The following is a 15,564-nucleotide window of genomic DNA, read 5'->3' as shown; positions in this document are numbered from 1 at the left end:
CAAGATGGTCATTCATCGCGCAGCGCCTCCATCGGCGCCACGCGCGCGGCGCGCAGCGCGGGCAGCAGGGCGGCGAGCGTCGCGGCCAGCGCCATCGCCGCGATGCCGCATGCGAGCACGGGCGGCAGCGCGACGTCGCCGACGACGCGCGTCGGATCGAACCGCCACAGCGCCGCCGCGGCGACGACGAGTCCGGCGCCGATGCCGGCGGCGCTGATTCGCACGCTGTCGCGCAGCACCGCCAGCGCGAGCCGGCGCGGCGTCGCGCCGATCGCCAGGCGCAGGCCGAACTCGCCGACGCGGCGGCGCTGCTGCAGCGAGGCGACCGCGTAGACGCCGACCACGGCGAGCACGAGCGCGGCGAGCGCGAAGCAGCCGACCACGTTGGCGAAGAAGTACGCCGGCCGCAGCTCGCCGTCGACGCCGTCGCTCAGCGCGAACTGGCGCGTGATGCTTTGGCGCGGATCGACGCGCCACAGCGCGTCGGCCATCTGCGCGTCGACGCCGGCGAGCGCGGGCGCGGCGCGCAGCAGGAACGTCATCGCCACGCGCGGATGCTGCGCGAACGCGACCAGCACCTCGGGCTCGGGCGGCGCGCGCAGGCCGGCGTTATGGATGTCGTCGACCACGCCGACGATGCGGCAGCGCGAGCTGCCGCTGCCGCCGCGCGCGAGCGGCACGTCGATCGTGCGGTCGAGCGGCGAGGCGTCGCCGAACAGGCGCCGCGCGAGCGTGCGGTTGACGATCGCGACGTCTTCGGCGCCGGCGCGGTCGTCGGCGCCGAAATCGCGGCCGGCCAGCAGCGGGATGCCGAGCAGCGCGCGGTAGCCGGGCGAGACGCGGCGCACGCCGGCGAGCACCGGCGCATCGTCGGCGCGGCCGGGCGCGTGGACGTCCGCGGCGGCCGAGCCGATCCCCGCGAGCGGCGCGGCGCTGGTCAGCGCGGCGCCCTCGGCGCCGGGCAGCGCCGCCAGATGCTCGAGCACGTCGTCGGCGAAGCGCAGCCAGCTCGGCGGCCCGGCGGCGCCGCTGTCGGCGCCCATCGACTCGCGGAACATCACCAGCGCGTGCACGCCGCCGGCGCGGAAGCCCGGATCGACGCGCTGCAGGCGCCACAGGCCGATGCCGAACGCGAGCGCGGCGATCAGGCTGATCGTCGACAGCGCCATCGCCAGGGCCGGCAGCGCGCGCTGGCGCCCGCCGTCGCCGACGAGGCCCTTGCCGCCGCCGCGCAGGATCGCCTGCATCGAGCCGCCGCCGCGCTCGCGCAGCCGCCCGGCGGCGAGCGCGACCAGCGGCGTAGCCAAGCCGAGCAGCGCGGCGAGCGCGAGCACGCGCGCGTCCAGCACGATGCCGTCGACGCGCGGCACGCTGCCTTCGGCGAGTCCGCGCAGCGCGACGATGCCCGCTTGCGCCAGCGCGATGCCGGCGCCGACGCCGAGCGCGGCGAGCAGCGTGACCTCGAGCACGATGCCGCGGCGCAGGCGGCGCGAATTCGCGCCGAGCGCCGCCATCAGCGCGAGCTCGCGGCGGCGCGCGACGGCGCGCGCGTCGACCAGCAGCGCGACGTTCGCGCAGGCGATCAGCAGCACGCACAGCGCCAACGCCAGCGCGCCCCACAGCGCCGCGCGCGCGTCGCCGACGATCAGGTCGAGCAGTGGCCAGGCATGCGCCTGCCAGTTCGCGGCGGCGGCGTCGAGACCGTGCGCCGCGCGCAACGCCGCGGCCTGCGCGTTCAACGCGGCGTCGGCCTGGGCGAGCGGGACGCCGGGACGCAGGCGTCCGACCATCTGCAAGAGGCGCTGATCGAGCCGGCGCGCGCCGTCCTGCGGCAGGATGCGTTCCAGCAGCGGACTCCACAGGCCGGTCTCGGCCGCGAACGTCTGCATCGACGGCGGCATCACGCCGACGATCTCGAGCGGATCGTCGCCGATCGGATCGATGCGCCGCCCGAGCACCTGCGGGTCGCCGCCGAAGCCGTTCTGCCATTCCTGGTACGACAGCACCGCGACCGGCCGCTGCTGGCGGATGTCGTCGGCGTCGAGCGCGCGCCCGAGCACGGGCGTCGGCGCGAGCGCTTCGAAATAGCCGGCGCTTACCTGCTGCGACGGAATCTCGCGCGGCCGGCCGCGGCCGTCGAGCACGGTCACGCCGCTCCAGAGGAAATAGCCGAGCGACTCGAAGCCGTCGACGCCGTGCGCGAACTGCTCGGCCTCGGCGACGGTCAGCGGCGAGCGCAGCGCGTTCTGCGCCGGGTTGTCCATGCGCACGAGGACGAGACGCTCGCCGTGCGCGAACGGCAGGCCGCGCAGCAGCACGCCGCCGACCACGCCGATCATCGCCGCGGTGAGGCCGATGCCGAGCGCGAGCATGAACACGGCGGCGATGGCGAATCCCGGCGCATTGCGCAGCCGGCGCAGGGCGAGATGCAGATCGGCGAGCATGGTGCCTCCTATTCGTAACGCAGCGCTTCGAGCGGCGCGACGCGCGACGCGCGGCGCGCCGGCAGCCAGCATGCGGCGAACGCGGTCGCGGCGAGCACGAGCGCGACGGCGGCGAGGCTCGGCGGATCGACGCTGCCGACGCCGAACAACTGGCTGCGCAACAAAAAGCCGAGTGCGACCGCGCCGGCAACGCCGAGCGCGAGGCCGAGCGCGATCAGCTTCGCGCCGCCGCCGAGCACGAGGCGGCGGATGCGCGCGGCGTCGGCGCCGACCGCCATGCGCACGCCGAACTCGCCGCTGCGTTGCGCGACGGCGAACGCGAGCACGCCGTAGATGCCGACCGCGGCGAGCAGCAGCGCGAGCGTGGCGAACGCGCCGATCAACTGCATCGGCACGCGGCGGCCGGTCAGCGACTGCTCGACGCGCGCGTCGAGCGTCATCACGTCGAACAGCGGCTGCTCGGGGTCGATGCTGCGGATCGCCGCGCGCAGCGGCTGCGCGAGCGCGGCCGGGCTGCCGTTCGCGCGCAGCAGCAGCACGAGGCTGGACGAGGGCGACTGGCCGTAGTCGAGGTAGAAGGTTTCCTGCGTGACGTCCTCGCCGAGGTCGCCGTTCTTGATCGTGCCGACCACGCCGACGATCGTGTATTGCGCCTTGCCGGTTTCGGGGTGCTCGATTTCGATCTGCTGGCCGACCGCATCGCCGTTCGGGAAACGCTTGCGCGCGAACAGCTCGTCGATGACGGTAACCTTGTTGGCGCTATTCCAGTCGCTGCGCTCGAACGTGCGCCCCTGACGCAGCGGAATGTCCAGCGCCTTGAAGTAGTCCTCGTCGACGCTGCGCACGAATGCGTGCGGGCGTGCGCCGTTCGACGCCTGGCCGGAGATCGCGTAGCTCGTGCCGTTGATCGCGTCGGACAGCGGGCGCACGTCGACCAGGCCGGCGGCGCTGACGCCGGGCAGCCCGCGCGCGGCCTCGAGCAGGCGAGCCGCCGCCTTCGCGCGCGCGTCGGCGTCGGCGTATTTCGTTTTCGGCAGGGTCAGCGCGGCGCTGAGCACGCCGCTGCTGTCGAAGCCGGGGCTCTGCGCGGCGACGTTGGCGAAGCTGCGCACGAGCAGGCCCGCGCTGGCGAGCAAGGCGACGGCGAGTGCGAGTTGGACGACGACGAGGCCGTCGCGCAAGGCGAGCGCGCCGCGACTCACGCCGCTGCGGCCCGCTTCGCGCAGCACGCGCTGCGGCGAGGCCGTCGCCGCCGACAGCGCCGGCGCGAGGCCGAACAGCAGCGCGGCGGCGATCGCCAGCGCGCCGGTGAAGCCGAGCACGCGCGCGTCGAGCATCGGCGCGGCCCAGTCCGGCAACAACCCGGACGCGGCGACGATGCGTTGGCCGAGCAGCGCGAGCGCGACGCCGAGCGCGGCGCCGATGCCGGAAAGCAGCGCGGCTTCGACCAGCAGTTGCCGCGCGATGCGCGCGCGCCCGGCGCCGAGCGCAACGCGCACGGACAGTTCCTTCTGCCGCGCCGAGAGGCGCGTCAGCAGCAGGTTGGCGATGTTCGCGCAGGCGACCAGCAGCACCAAGCCGACCGCGAGCTGCAACAGCAGCAGCATCTGCGCGCGCTCGCCGGCGAGCAGCGTGCGCAGCGGCTGCACGTGGACGGTGAAGCCGGCGTCGCGCACGAACTGCGCGAAGCGCGCACCATCCCCGCCGACGTTGCCGAGGCGCTCGATGTTGCGGCGGATGACGAGGTCGCTCTGCGTCCTGACGTCGGCCAGCGTCGCGCCCGGCGCGAGGCGGCCGATGGCCGTGGAGAATTCGAAGCCGCGCTGCGTGTCGGCCTTCTGCTCCGGCGTGAACGCGAACGGGAAATAGAGCTGCGTCTCGCGGTCCGGGAACATGAAGCCGCGCGGCATGACGCCGACGATGCGGTAGGTTTCGCCGTTGGCGTGCAGGTCGCGGCCGATTGCCGCGGGATCGGCGCCGAAGCGGTTGCGCCAGATCGCGTCCGACAGCACCACGACCTTGTCTGCGCCGGGCCGCGCCTCGTCGTCGTTGAACGTGCGCCCGAGCGCGGAGCCGACGCCGAGCGTCGTGAACAGCGACGGCGTCGCGCGCACGCCATGCACGCGCTCGGGCGCGTCGGCGAGCGCGAGGTTGTAGTTGTCGCCCGTGTACAAGGCGCTGTCGGCGAGCGCGGGCACTTCGCTGCGGCGGTCGAGATAGTCCGGGATCGACGCGCCGGTCGCGGCGAGGCCCATGCGCGGATAGGCGTTCTCGACGTCGACGAGCCGCGCGTCGTCCTGGTACGGCAGCGGCGCGAGGTAGAGCGCATCGACGAGGCTGAACACGAGCGTGTTGGCGCCGATCGCGAGCGCGAGCGTGACCAGCGCCGCGGCGGCGAAGCCGGGTTTTGCGATGAGCGTGCGCGCGGCGTAGCGGACGTCCTGGAGCAGCGTGGCGAACATCGGCGGACCTCCTCGAAGCGAAAGACGGTGCGAAGGATCAGGCGAGGCTGCGCGCCGGGCGCGTGAGGCGCTGGTCTTCCTCGTGGCGCAGCCGGTGCATCGTTTCCTCGTCGACGATGCGGCCGTCGAACATGAAGATCTTGCGGTCGGCGAAATCGGCGTAGCGCGGATCGTGCGTGACCATGCAGATGGTCGAGCCGGCTTTGTGCAGTTCGTCGAGGAGCCGCATGACCGCCTCGCCGTTCTTCGAGTCGAGGTTGCCGGTCGGCTCGTCGGCGAGCAGGATCGAGGGCTGGCCGACCAGCGCGCGCGCGACCGCGACGCGCTGCTGCTGGCCGCCGGAAAGCTGCGCCGGATAATGCTTCACGCGATGCGCCATGCCGACGCGTTCGAGCGCATGCACGGCGCGGTCGCGGCGTTCGGCCTTGGCTACGCCGTCGCGGTAGGTCAGCGGCAACTCGACGTTCTCGAACACGCTGAGGTCGCCGATCAGGTTGAACGCCTGGAAGACGAAGCCGATTTCCTTGTTGCGGATGTGCGCGCGTTCGCTCGCGCCGATGTCGGCGACCTCGCGGCCGTTGAGGCGATAGGCGCCGCCGCTGGGCGTGTCGAGCAGACCGAGGATCGCCAGCAGCGTCGACTTTCCGCAGCCGGACGGGCCGGTGATCGACACGTATTCTCCCTGCGCGATGTCGAAGTGCACGTCGGCGAGCGCGTGGGTCTCCACCTCGTCGGTGAGGAACACTTTCTTGATCGCGTCGAGATGGATCAGCGCGTTGTTGGCGGTGGTCATGGGCTTGGGGTTCCTGCTGCGGCGTGGCTTGTCGGGTTTGGATGCGGGAAATCGCGTCGGTGTTGCGTCACTTGAGGCGGATGCGGTCGTACTGATCGTAGGCGCTGGTGTCGGACAGCACCACGCGGTCGCCCACGGCGAGGCCCTGCACGATTTCGATCCGGTTGACCGAGCTTTTGCCGAGCCGCACCGGTACGCGCACGGCGACGCCATCGTCGCCGACGCGGAACAGGCGCACCTCGGAATCGGGCTGGCCGAACGCGGGGCGGCCGACGTGGAGCACGTCGGGCAGGCGTTCGATTTCGATCGTGCCGTCCACGGAAAGATCGGGCCGCGCGCCGGCCGGCAGCGCACCGACGAGTTCGACGTCGACCTGCACGGAGCCGTTCTGCACAGCCGGATCGACGCGCAGCACCTTGCCGTCGACGAGACCGTTGCGCGTGTCCACCTTGACCGGCTGGCCGAGCGCGACGTCCTTGGCCTGCGTCTCGGCGATGCGCAGTTCGGCCATCAGTTCGCCGGGCTTGGCCACGCGCGCGAGGTTGGCGCCGGCGGCGACCTGCTGGCCTTCTTCGACCGGCACCTGTTGCAGGATGCCTTCGATGCCGGCGCGCACGTGCAGCGCGTCGGCCTGGCGCTGGCGCAACTCGCGCGTGGCGACGAGCTGGTCGAGGCGCGCGCGCTCGGCGGCGAGCTGGGCTGCGATGTTGCGCTTGAACTCCTCGACGCGCTGCTCCTCGATCGAAACGCGGTTCTTGAGCTGTTCGAGCGTGACCAGGCTTTTCTTGTACTGCACCGCGGGGATGATGCCCTTCTCAGCGACGATCTTCTCGGCCTCGGCCTGCATGCGCGTATTCTCGAAATCGGTCTTTGCCGCCGCATACGCGGACTGCTCGTCGAGCAGGCGCGAATCCAGATCGGTGCGCTTGGCGGCGAGGTCGGACTGTGCGGCGGTGACGGCGGTCTTCGCCGCCAGCAGTTGATCGTCGACCTCGGGGTTGGCGAGTTCGAGGATGACCGTGTCGGGCCGCACCGCCGCGCCGGGTTTGACCACGATGCGCTCGACGTGCGCGGCGGTCTCGGCGGCGATCCAGCGGATCTCCTTGGGCACGAGCGTGCCGGGCCCGCGCACTTCGCGCAACAGTTCGCCGCGCTTGACGACGTCGACGAGCACGCTGCCGCGTTCGACCGAGGGCAGCGCCGGGCCGAGCCTGGCGAGGCCGATGCCGGCGGCCGCGAGCAGGGCGACCGTGACGGCAGCGATGACGATCCGGCGGCGGCGCTTGCGTGCCTTGAGTTCGGGGCGGGCGATATCCATGCACGAGTCTCAGCACGGCCCGTGCCAAGCGTTGCAGGTGCGCCAAAACGGCTTTTTTCGCGCTATCGGTGCGCGCACTGTCCGAAAACGGACGGCGCGGTGAACGCCGACGGACGCGAACGGACGCGGGCGAAGGCGAACGGTTGAGAATTCAACGGGACCGCACCGATCGCGTCTGCGACTGGACGCCGCCACGGTCCGACGTCAGACTTTCCGTTTTGCCCGCAGACAATCCGCCCGAATGGACGAGATCGAGTTCCGCGAACTGCTGTCGGACCTGATCGACGACGCGCTCGACGCGCGCACTCAGGCCAAGGGCGCGGATTACCTGCGCCGCGGCCTCGTGCGCAGCCTGCGCTATGGCGACATGGGGCCGGAGTCGGGCCGCCTCAAAGGCGAGGTGCAGGGCAGCGAGCCGCGTCCGTACACGGCCGGAATACAGATCGAGGGCATCCTCGCCGATGCGGACATCGACACGCATTGCACCTGCCCGCTCGGCGGCGACTGCAAGCACGTCGCCGCGATCGCGCTGAAACTGCTCGGCATTCGCGGTGCGCAACCGATCGTGCCGGCTGAACCGCGACCGCCGGACCTCGGCGCGTGGACGCCCTGGCTGCAAACGCTGGCGCAAACGCAGGCCGCGCCGGTCACGGCGGCGCGGCCGGAAGATCGCGTCTTCGGCGTGCTGCTGCGCCTGGGCGAAGGCGTGCTGCCGCGCGTGCAAGCGCAGCCTGTCTGGCTGCGGCGCGGCAAACGCGGCGGCTACGTCTCGCCGCAGATGATCGGCAGCCATCACTACGGACCGGACGACCCCTGGCGCGGCCTGAGCGCCGCGCAGTTCGAGCAGGTCGCGCGCCTGCGCATGCGCGTGGATTTCAACGGCATGGCCGTGCCGGTCAGCGCGGACGACGAAGCGCTGCTCGAAACTCTGATCGCGCAGCATCCCTGCTTCATGGACAAGACCAGCGGCGCGGCGATCCGCATCGGCCCTTCGCAGCGCCTGCAATGGCAATGGCAGACGCTGGCGGACGGCAGCCAGAAATTGCAGCCGCGCCTCGCCGGCGCGCCGGCGGCGCGGCTCGTGCGCATGCACGGCCTGTGGTGCTGGGACGGCGATGCGCACGCGCTGAGCCGCGTCGAAGGCGACGTCGCCCTCGCCGAAGCGGCCCTGCGCGCGCCCGTGCTTTTCCCCGAGCAGGCGGCGGCGCTGCGCGAGCGCTGGCCGGCGACGCCGCGCCTCGCCGACCTGCCGCTGCCGGCGCAGCCGCCCGCCGCGCAGGAACACCGCGCAGCGCCCACGCCGGTGGCGACGCTGCGCAGAGTGCCGATTCGCGGGCCGTTCGGGCATTACGACGCCGGCGTGCTGCGCCTGTCGTTCGATTACGCCGGCCCGCGCCTGTCGTTCGCGCCGATGCAAACGCGCGAACGGCGCATGCACGAAGGCCGCCTGTTCGAAGTCGTGCGCGATCGCGCGGCCGAGCTCGCCGCCTGCGAGCGGTTGGAAAATCTCGGCTTCGTCGATGCCGAGCTGCTGCGTCACGTTGCCGGTCTGCCGAGGGACGCGCTCGGCGACGGCGATTTCGTGATCGAGACGCGGCGCAACCAGCTCGCCGCGAGCGAGCAGGCGTTCGCGCTCGCGCAGCGTTTGCGCGACCTCGGTTTCCGGCTCGAGTCGGCGGACGGCTTCCCGTTCGAGTGGATCGACGGCGCCGCCGAGTGGATCGTCGAAGTTGACGACGACGAACCGGGCAACCCGTGGTTCGACCTGCGCCTGGGGATAGACATCGGCGGCGAACGCGTGGACCTGCTGCCGATCCTGCGCCGCCTGCTCGCGGACCCGGCGTTTCCGCTCGCCGCGCGCAAGGGCGAAGCGCCGAACGCGACCTGGCTGGTGCCGCTCGACGAGCGCCGCCGCGCCACGCTGCCACTGGTGCGCCTGCGCCAGTTGATCGCGCCGTTGCTCGAATGGCTGCAGGGGCCGACCGGCGGCGAAGGAACCTTGCGCCTGCGCCGCGCGCAGGCCGGCGTGCTCGACGAACTCGCCGTGCCGTGGCGAGGCGGCGAGGCGCTGCGCGGCCTGATCGGGCAGCTCACCGGCGCGCGCGAACCGGCGCGCGAACCGCCCGGATTCGGCGCGACCTTGCGCGCCTACCAGCGCGATGGCCTCGCCTGGCTCGGCTTTCTCGCCGACGCGGGCCTCGGCGGCGTGCTCGCCGACGACATGGGCCTGGGCAAAACCGTGCAGGTGCTCGCCCATCTGCTCGCCGAAAAACAGCGCGGAAGGCTTGAGAAACCGGCGCTGATCCTCGCGCCGACCAGCCTCGTCGCCAACTGGCGCGACGAAGCGGCGCGCTTCGCGCCGGCGCTGTCCGCACTCGTGCTGCACGGCCCGGCGCGCGCGGGCCTGCATGACGAAATTGCGCGGCACGATCTCGTGATCACGACCTATCCCCTGCTCGTGCGCGATCGCGAACGGCTCCTCGCGCACGAATACTCGCTGCTCGTGCTCGACGAGGCGCAGGCGATCAAGAACGCAAGGACGCAGTGGGCACGGATCGTCCGCGAGCTGCGCGCGCGGCGGCGCCTGGCGATGAGCGGCACGCCGCTGGAGAATCATCTTGGCGAACTGTGGGCCCAGTTCGACGCGGTCGAACCGGGCCTGCTCGGCAGCGAGAAAAATTTCACGCGCTTCTTCCGCACGCCGATCGAAAAACACGCCGACGCCGAACGGCGCGAGCGCCTGCAGCGCCGCATCGCGCCGCTGCTGTTGCGCCGGCGCAAGCAGGACGTGCTCGCCGACCTGCCGCCGAAGACCGAAATCGCGCGCGCGATCGAACTCGAAGGCGACCAGCGCGAGCTTTACGAAACCCTGCGCCTGGCGCAGCACGAGCGCGTGCTCGCCGAGGTGAAGAAACGCGGCCTCGCGCAGAGCGGCATCGTCGTGCTCGACGCGCTGCTCAAGCTGCGCCAGGCCTGCTGCGATCCGCGCCTGGTCAAGCTCGACGCGGCGCGCGGGGTCAAGGCGTCCGCCAAGCTCGACCTGCTGCTCGAACTCCTCGACGGCCTCGTCGACGAAGGCCGCCGCATCCTGCTGTTCAGCCAGTTCACCGAAATGCTCGCGCTGATCGAAACCGCGCTGGCGAAACGCGCGATCGGGCATCTGACCCTGACCGGGCAGACGCCCGGCACGCAGCGCGCGGCGCTGGTCAAGCGCTTCCAGTCCGGCGACGTGCCGCTGTTCCTGATCAGCCTCAAGGCCGGCGGCGTCGGCCTCAACCTGACGGCCGCCGATACGGTGATCCACTACGATCCGTGGTGGAACCCGGCCGTGGAGAACCAGGCCACCGACCGCGCCCATCGCATCGGCCAGGACAAGCCGGTGTTCGTCTACAAGCTGATCTGTGCGGGTACGGTCGAGGAAAAAATCCAGGCGCTGCAGCAGCGCAAGGCCGAACTCGCACGCGCCGTGCTCGAGGGCGGCGACGCGCAGAACCTGCGTTTCGACGAGGCCGACCTCGCGGAGTTGTTCGCGCCGGTCTAGCCGCCGTCAGACGGTGCCGCGATTGCGGCCCACGAACGGCATGTAGTATTCGCGGATGCGCGCCGTGTCGGCGTCGAGGTCGTCGCTCAGTTCGATCAGCGGCCCGAGGCCGATCGTCTTCTCGGGATAATGGAAATACAGCAGCAGCACCGGCACGTTCGCCGCGCGCGCGATGTGCCAGAATCCACTTTTCCACTTTTTCACTTTCTTGCGCGTGCCCTCGGGCGTGATGCCGAGCCAGAGCCTGTCGCGCCTGGCGAACTGCTGGCGCATCTGCGACACCACGTCGTGCGCCGCCTTGCGGTCTATGCCGATGCCGCCGAGGTCGCGCACGACCGGGCCGAGCGCGCCGCGCGTATAGTCGTTCTTGATGATGAAGCGGACGTCCAGGCGCAGCGCGACCTTGAACGCGAGCGCCCAGACGGCGTCCCAGTTCGAGGAATGCGGCGCGCCGATGATCACGAGCTTGGGCACGTCGGGCAGCGTGCCGGCGACGCGCCAGCCGGTCAGGCGCAGGAACGCGCGGCACAGCCAGCCGAAGAACGACGGTGGAAACTGCGGCGCCTGCGACGGCACCGGCGGGAAAACGGTTTCGCTCGCCGCGTCGTTCAATCGTCGCTCCAGTTGCGTTTCGACCGCTGCTGCTTGTGCGCGCCGCGTTGGCGCTTGGCGTCGAGGCGGCGCTGCTTGGAGGCGCGCGTCGGCTTCGTGGCGACGCGCTTCTTCGGCACGTAGGCGGCGGCCTGCAGGATTTCGGCGAGGCGTACGCGCGCGTCTTCGCGGTTCTTCGCCTGGTCGCGGAAACGATTGGCCTGGATCACGAGCACGCCGTCGGCGGTCAGGCGCCGATCGCGCCTCGCCAACACGCGCGCGCGCAAGGCTTCGGACAACGACGGCGAATTCTTCACGTCGAAACGCAGCTCGACCGCCGAGGCGACCTTGTTGACGTTCTGCCCGCCCGGCCCCGAGGCGCGCACGAAGGTTTCGGTCAATTCGTTGTCGGGGATGGGTGGAACAAGAATCACAACGGATTAGCTCCCCATGCTCGTCATTTGTCCGCAATCTCGTACTTCGGCAGCTTCTTTTTCAGCAGCACGCGCTTCAGGCGCACGTATTTCGGCAGACCCGTCGTCGCATCGTAGGGCGGCGCCGCCTCGCCGCGGATCAGCGGCTCGAAGTAGGTGCGCGCGGCGGCGGTGATGTGGAAGCCGTCCTTCGTGATGAAATTCGCCGGCAGTTTTTTCTCGATGTTCGCGATCTTCGTGATCGGCGCGGCTTCGATCTTCCATTTGAACGGCTTCGACGATACGCGCTTGATCACCGGCATCACCGCGTTCTTGCCGGCCAGCGCGTATTCGACCGCGGCCTTGCCGACCGCATAGGCTTGGTCGAGATCAACCTTGGAAGCGATGTGCCGCGCGGAGCGCTGCAGGTAGTCCGGCACCGCCCAATGGATCTTGTAGCCGAGCTTGTCCTTGACCAGGCCCGCGACGATCGGCGCCGCGCCGCCGCCGAGCTGCGCGTGGCCGAACGCGTCGACCACGCCCGAGTCGGTGAGGAATTTGCCGTCCGGCGTCTTCACGCCTTCGGAAACGATGACCGAGCAATAGCCGACTTTCGCGACGACCTCTTTCACGCGCGCGAGGAATTGGTCCTGCTCGAACGGCACCTCGGGAAACAGGATCACGTGCGGCGGCGCATCCTTGCCCTCCGCGGCGAGGCCCGCCGCGGCGGCGATCCAACCCGCATGGCGGCCCATCACTTCCATCACGAACACCTTGGTCGACGACTCGCTCATCGACTCGACGTCGAGGCTGGCCTCGGCGATCGACACGGCCGTGTATTTCGCGACCGAGCCGAAACCGGGGCACGAGTCCGTCGCCGGCAGGTCGTTGTCGACCGTCTTCGGCACGCCGACGACTTTCAGGTCGTAGCCGAGTTCGGCGCTGAGCTTGGAAATCTTCAGCGAGGTGTCGGCCGAATCGTTGCCGCCGTTGTAGAGGAAGTAGCGGATGTCGTGCGCGCGGCAGACCTCGATCAGGCGCTCGTAGCGCGCGCGGTCGGCTTCGATCGACTTGAGCTTGAACCGGCACGAGCCGAACGCGCCGCCCGGCGTGTGGCGCAATGCCGCAATCGCGGCGCGGTCTTCCTTCGACACGTCGATCAACTCCTCGCGCAGCGCGCCGAGGATGCCGTTGCGGCCGGCATAGACCTGGATGCCGTGTCTGCGACAGGTTTCGATGACGCCGCAGGCGCTGGCGTTGATCACCGCGGTCACGCCGCCCGACTGCGCGTAGAACAGCGCGCCCTTGCCCGACTTATTGCTCATAGGGTCCTCGACCGACGAAGGTTTCATTGACTGGATGCCGCACTGCCGCTAGGTTAGCCTGACACGGTTTGTATTGCATCCACCACCATCGCGGCGGAAGGTCAGATATGCGCATCGTTTTCTTCGGCCCGAACGGATCGGGCAAGGGCACCCAGGCGACCCTGCTCAAGACCGAACTCGGCATCGCGCATATTTCGACCGGCGACCTGCTGCGCGCGGCGGTCAAGGCCGGCACGCCGCTCGGCCTCAAGGCCAAGGCGGTGATGGACGCGGGCCACCTCGTCTCCGACGACATCGTGCTCGGCATGCTCGAAGAGCGCATCGGCCAATCCGATGCGAAGAACGGCTTCATCCTCGACGGCTATCCGCGCAACCTCGCCCAGTGCGCCGCGCTCGAAGACCTGCTCGCGCGCATCGGCCAGCCGCTCGACGTGGCGATCAAGCTCGACGTGCCCGACAGCGCCATCCTCGCGCGCTGCGAGATCCGCTTCGCCGCCGAACACCGCGCCGACGACGATCCCGCCGTGGTGCGCAAGCGCCTGGAGGTCTATCGCGCGCAAACCGCGCCGGTCGCCGATCACTTCGGCCAGATCGGCAAGCTCAAGACCGTCGACGGCGTCGGCGAAGTGCAGGAAGTGTTCCAGCGGATTCTGGCGGTGTTGCCGCGTTGAAATCGAGACGACTTCCGCCGCGATGCGGCGGCCTGTCGCCTGTCTTGCTCGCGAAATGACGCGCGCGGCGAACTGATACACTGGCGAGCCACGCCTCGACCCGCCCGTATCGTCGAATGTCCCCCGTCGTAGAAACCTTCCGCGACATCCTGCGTCTGCGCCGCGGCCCGCAGGATTTGCCGTATTCGACGCAACTGCTCGCCACCGTCGCCGCGATCGGCGTGGCCGTGCAATTGCCGGTCGCGTGGCTGCGCGATCTCGGCGCGGGCGCGGTGCTGCTTTCGGCGGCGCTGTGGCTCGCATTCACGCTCGGCCTGCTGCGCCTGCTGCTGACGCTGCGCGACAAGGGCAACCGTTTCGTGCAGGCGGCGACGGCATTCCTCGGCTGCAATGCCGCGTTCAACGCGATCGGCATTCCGATCGCGCTGCTCGTCGGCGAGCCGCCGCAAACGCCCGAACAGATGACCGGCGCGCAGATTCTCGCCGGCCTGGTCTCGCTGCCGCTTCTGGTATGGAAGGTCGCCGTCGACGCGCACGTGTTCCGCCACAGCTTCGACATCTCGTTCGGCGGCGGCGTGGCCGTGGCGCTGATGTGGATCGTGGCGGCGTTCGCGCTGGCCAGCCTGTCCGGCGCCGGATGATGCGGATACACATTCTCGGCATCGCGGGCACGTTCATGGGCGGCGTCGCCGCGCTCGCGCGCGAACTCGGGCACGAGGTGGAAGGCTCGGACGCGAACATCTATCCGCCGATGAGCGACCAGCTCGCCGCGCTCGGCATCGCGCTCAAACAGGGTTATCGCGCGGAGCATCTGCAGCCGCATCCCGACCTCGTCATCGTCGGCAACGCGCTGTCGCGCGGCAATCCGGCCGTGGAATACCTGTTGAACGCGCGCCTGCCCTATGTCTCCGGCCCGCAGTGGATCGGCGACAACCTGCTGCGCGCACGCCGCGTGTTCGCCGTCGCCGGCACGCACGGCAAGACGACGACGACGGCGATGCTCGCGTGGATCCTCGACGCCAGCGGCCGCGCGCCGGGCTTTCTCGTCGGCGGCGTACCGGAGAATTTCGGCGTGTCGGCAAGACTCGGCGTGGGCGCGGATTTCGTCATCGAAGCCGACGAATACGACACGGCCTTCTTCGACAAGCGCTCGAAGTTCGTCCATTACCACGCACAGATCGCGATCCTCAACAACCTCGAGTTCGACCACGCCGACATCTTCCCCGACGTGGCCGCGATCGAGCGCCAGTTCCATCATCTCGTGCGCACGGTGCCGGGCAACGGGCGCCTGATCGTCAACGCCGAGGACGGACGCCTTGCCGAAGTGCTGGCGATGGGCGCGTGGTCGCCGGTCACGACGTTCGGCATCGGCCAAGGCGATTGGCGTGCGCGCCTGATCGCCGCCGACGGCAGCGAGTTCGCCGTGCTGCGCGATGGCGAAGAACTCGGCGTTGTGCGCTGGCCGCTGATCGGCCGGCACAACGTGACGAACGCGCTCGCCGCGCTCGCGGCAGCGGATGCGGGCGGCGCGGATATCGCCGGGGCGATCGCCGCGCTTGCGGATTTCCGCAGCGCGAAGCGGCGCTTGGAACTCATCGGCGCGGCGAATGGTATAAAAGTATACGACGACTTCGCCCACCACCCGACCGCGATCGCGACCACGCTTGCCGGCCTGCGCGCGAAAGTCGGCGGCGCGCGCATCCTCGTCGGCACGGAGCCGCGCTCGAACTCGATGCGCCTCGGCTCGCACGCCGACGAACTCGCGCCCAGCCTCGCCGACGCCGATGCGGTCGTGTTCCTGCAGCGCGCCGAACTGCCGTGGGATGCGCACAGAGTCACCCGCGCGCTCGGCGGCCGCGGTCGCACCGCGGCGACGGTCGATGCGCTGATCGCCGCGCTGCGCGAACAGGCGCAGCCGGGCGATCACGTCGTCTTCATGTCCAACGGCGGCTTCGAGAACGCGCCGCGGCGATTCGTCGCGGCACTCACGGGCAAAGAATAGGTCC

General features: G+C 70.3%; 11 protein-coding genes. 4 read left to right on the top strand and 7 right to left on the bottom strand.

Annotated features, from left to right (window positions below):
• Positions 1-8 precede the first annotated feature (8 nt).
• The 4 genes from QM741_RS05705 to QM741_RS05690 all read right to left on the bottom strand — a co-directional run bounded on the left by QM741_RS05705 (position 9) and on the right by QM741_RS05690 (position 7,017).
• Positions 9-2,444 (bottom strand): ABC transporter permease, encoded by a 2,436-nt coding sequence (locus QM741_RS05705; protein ID WP_415206763.1) that lies wholly within the window; start codon positions 2,442-2,444, stop codon positions 9-11.
• Between the two features lie 8 nt (positions 2,445-2,452).
• Positions 2,453-4,906, bottom strand: a complete 2,454-nt coding sequence (locus QM741_RS05700) for an ADOP family duplicated permease (RefSeq protein ID WP_415206762.1) — start codon at positions 4,904-4,906, stop codon at positions 2,453-2,455.
• Between the two features lie 37 nt (positions 4,907-4,943).
• Entirely contained in the window at positions 4,944-5,699 is a 756-nt protein-coding gene (locus QM741_RS05695) for an ABC transporter ATP-binding protein (RefSeq protein WP_415206761.1), read from the bottom strand.
• 67 nt (positions 5,700-5,766) lie between these two features.
• Positions 5,767-7,017 (bottom strand): efflux RND transporter periplasmic adaptor subunit, encoded by a 1,251-nt coding sequence (locus QM741_RS05690; protein ID WP_415206760.1) that lies wholly within the window; start codon positions 7,015-7,017, stop codon positions 5,767-5,769.
• A 241-nt stretch (positions 7,018-7,258) separates the two neighbouring features.
• Between QM741_RS05690 and QM741_RS05685 the strand changes: the two genes are divergently transcribed.
• Positions 7,259-10,558 (top strand): SNF2-related protein, encoded by a 3,300-nt coding sequence (locus QM741_RS05685; RefSeq protein ID WP_415206759.1) that lies wholly within the window; start codon positions 7,259-7,261, stop codon positions 10,556-10,558.
• A 6-nt stretch (positions 10,559-10,564) separates the two neighbouring features.
• On the opposite strand, the gene QM741_RS05680 is transcribed toward QM741_RS05685, so the two are convergent.
• From QM741_RS05680 to QM741_RS05670, 3 genes are read right to left on the bottom strand one after another with little or no spacing between them, the layout of a single operon-like run.
• Positions 10,565-11,170 (bottom strand): lysophospholipid acyltransferase family protein, encoded by a 606-nt coding sequence (locus QM741_RS05680; RefSeq protein ID WP_415206758.1) that lies wholly within the window; start codon positions 11,168-11,170, stop codon positions 10,565-10,567.
• Entirely contained in the window at positions 11,167-11,583 is a 417-nt protein-coding gene (gene arfB / locus QM741_RS05675; RefSeq protein ID WP_415206757.1) for an alternative ribosome rescue aminoacyl-tRNA hydrolase ArfB, read from the bottom strand. The genes QM741_RS05680 and arfB overlap by 4 nt, the downstream gene beginning before the upstream one ends.
• A 23-nt stretch (positions 11,584-11,606) precedes the next feature.
• Entirely contained in the window at positions 11,607-12,887 is a 1,281-nt protein-coding gene (locus QM741_RS05670; RefSeq protein WP_415206756.1) for a 6-phosphofructokinase, read from the bottom strand.
• A 107-nt stretch (positions 12,888-12,994) separates the two neighbouring features.
• Here QM741_RS05670 and QM741_RS05665 point away from each other — a divergent pair, with 107 nt between their 5' ends.
• The 3 genes from QM741_RS05665 to mpl all read left to right on the top strand — a co-directional run bounded on the left by QM741_RS05665 (position 12,995) and on the right by mpl (position 15,560).
• Positions 12,995-13,558 (top strand): adenylate kinase, encoded by a 564-nt coding sequence (locus QM741_RS05665; protein WP_415206755.1) that lies wholly within the window; start codon positions 12,995-12,997, stop codon positions 13,556-13,558.
• A 116-nt stretch (positions 13,559-13,674) separates the two neighbouring features.
• Positions 13,675-14,199 carry a hypothetical protein gene (locus tag QM741_RS05660; protein ID WP_415206754.1) on the top strand — a complete coding sequence of 175 codons (525 nt, stop codon included), beginning with the start codon at positions 13,675-13,677 and terminating at the stop codon, positions 14,197-14,199.
• Positions 14,199-15,560 carry a UDP-N-acetylmuramate:L-alanyl-gamma-D-glutamyl-meso-diaminopimelate ligase gene (gene mpl / locus QM741_RS05655; RefSeq protein WP_415206753.1) on the top strand — a complete coding sequence of 454 codons (1,362 nt, stop codon included), beginning with the start codon at positions 14,199-14,201 and terminating at the stop codon, positions 15,558-15,560. The genes QM741_RS05660 and mpl overlap by 1 nt, the downstream gene beginning before the upstream one ends.
• The last annotated feature ends 4 nt before the right edge of the window (positions 15,561-15,564 follow it).

The sequence above is a fragment of the Rudaea sp. genome (genome assembly GCF_047601565.1).
GTDB lineage: Bacteria > Pseudomonadota > Gammaproteobacteria > Xanthomonadales > Rhodanobacteraceae > Rudaea.
This window is presented reverse-complemented; position numbering and strand designations above follow the sequence as displayed.